At 68.6% G+C, this 1,762-nt stretch carries 1 protein-coding gene and 1 pseudogene; both read left to right on the forward strand.

The features are described 5' to 3' along the window. Positions 1 to 183: 183 nt before the first annotated feature. Positions 184 to 1,008, forward strand: a pseudogene (locus tag V7793_RS37210) (ISL3 family transposase); the annotation flags it as partial. Positions 1,009 to 1,354: 346 nt separating this feature from the next. Further along, a complete protein-coding gene (locus V7793_RS37215; RefSeq protein WP_336014119.1) occupies positions 1,355 to 1,732 on the forward strand; it encodes a hypothetical protein in 378 nt (125 codons plus the stop codon). Positions 1,733 to 1,762: the final 30 nt, after the last annotated feature.

Consider the following 1,762-nt stretch of genomic DNA (forward strand, 5'->3'; position numbering starts at 1 on the left):
TGTCGGCGTACACCTGAACGTGGCTCTGGCAAGATTTTCGTAGCCGGAGATCATCCCGATGCGTGCAGTCGCCTGGTTTGCGGTGTGGGCAGCCTTTGAGTGTGTTCTGTTGAACTGTCAAAGCTGTTACCGCACTTGGCCGGGTTACTGGTGTTCTCGGCTGATACTTCTGGTCCTGTCGTGGTGATCGAGGCTCGTACCCGCTCCCGTGTTCCAGCGGGATGCAGCGGGTGCGGTGTCCTGAGCGACTGGACCCACAGCCGTTATGTCCGGCACCTCGCCGATGCGGCGCTCGGCGGCCGGCCGGTCCGAATCGACTTGTCCGTGCGTCGTCTGTACTGCGAGAACCCGTCCTGCCCGAAGGTGACCTTCGCCGAACAGGTCCCTGGGCTGACCGTCCGCTACCAGCGGCGAACGCCGCTGCTGCAGCACCTGGTCGAGTCGGTCGGCGTGGTGCTGGCGGGCCGGGGCGGGGCCCGGATGCTGCGCGTCATGAACGTCGGACTCTCGCGGTGCACCGTGCTCGCCCAGCTGATGCGGATGCCGCTGCCGCCGCTGGTCACACCCCGGGTGCTGGGGGTGGACGACTTCGCGCTCTACGGCGACACCTACGGCACCCTCCTGGTCGATGCCACCACCCGCCTCCCGCTCACACTCTGGGAGGGCCGGGACGCCGAACAGCTCAGCCGATGGCTCCGCGCGCATCCCGGAGTCGAGATCGCCTGCCGCGACGGCTCACTCACCTACCGGCAGGGCATAGCCGACGGCGCCCCCGACGCCGTCCAGGTCAGCGACCGTTTTCACCTGTGGCAAGGCCTGTCCCGGCGCGTTCAGGACATCGCCTCCACCCACCGCAGCTGCCTGCCCGCAGCACTGTCCCCGGTCAGCGAGACCGATCCCGCACCGGTCGAGGAGGCCGCTGAGCACACAGCGGCCAACACACGGGCCGGGGAGCATGCCCGCCGGCCGTTCGAGTCCGTTCACGCCCTGACCCGCACCGGCCGGAGCCACAGCTCCGTGGCCCGGGAACTCGGCCTGGACCGCCGCACCGTCGCCAAGTACGCCCGGGCCCGGACCTGGCAGGAAGTGATGCGCCGGCCGCCCCGCAAGCGCTCCACCCTGGACCCCTACCTCGACTACCTGCAACAACGCTGGGACGAGGGACAGCACAGCGCGAAGATCCTGCACGAGGAACTCCAGGCCAAGGGCTACCTCGGCCACTACCAGCGCGTGAAAATGGCCGTCGCACCCCTGCGACGAGGCCTGCCCCTCGACGAGCCGCGCGAGCGACCACCCTCCCCCGCGGGAAGCCGCCCGATGGATTACCACCCGCCCCGACCGCCGCAACCTGCACATCAACGACCGCCTACCCCGGCTCCTCGATCACTGCCCAGAACTCAGGCACACCCACGACCTGGTCCGCCGCTTCGCGGCCATGCTCGAGGACCGGGACGCCACACCTCTGCCAGGCTGGCTGAATGACCTGGCGAACAGCGGACTGGCCCCTCTCGCCAGCCTCGCCGGAGCCCTGCACGAGGACCGGCATGCCGTCGCCCAAGGCATCACCACCCCTTACAACTCCGGTGTCAACGAAGGCCGCATCACCGACGTCAAGCTGCAGAAACGCCTGATGGCTGGCCGCGCCGGCGTCTCACTCCTCCGCCACCGCGCCGTCCTGATCGCCCACCTCCGCCGCCACTACGCGAACCGGTCGACCGTGTCACCGAGATGATCTCCGGCTACGAAAATCTTGCCAGAGCCA

The sequence above is a fragment of the Streptomyces sp. KLMMK genome, assembly GCF_036961605.1.
Lineage (GTDB): Bacteria > Actinomycetota > Actinomycetes > Streptomycetales > Streptomycetaceae > Streptomyces > Streptomyces telluris.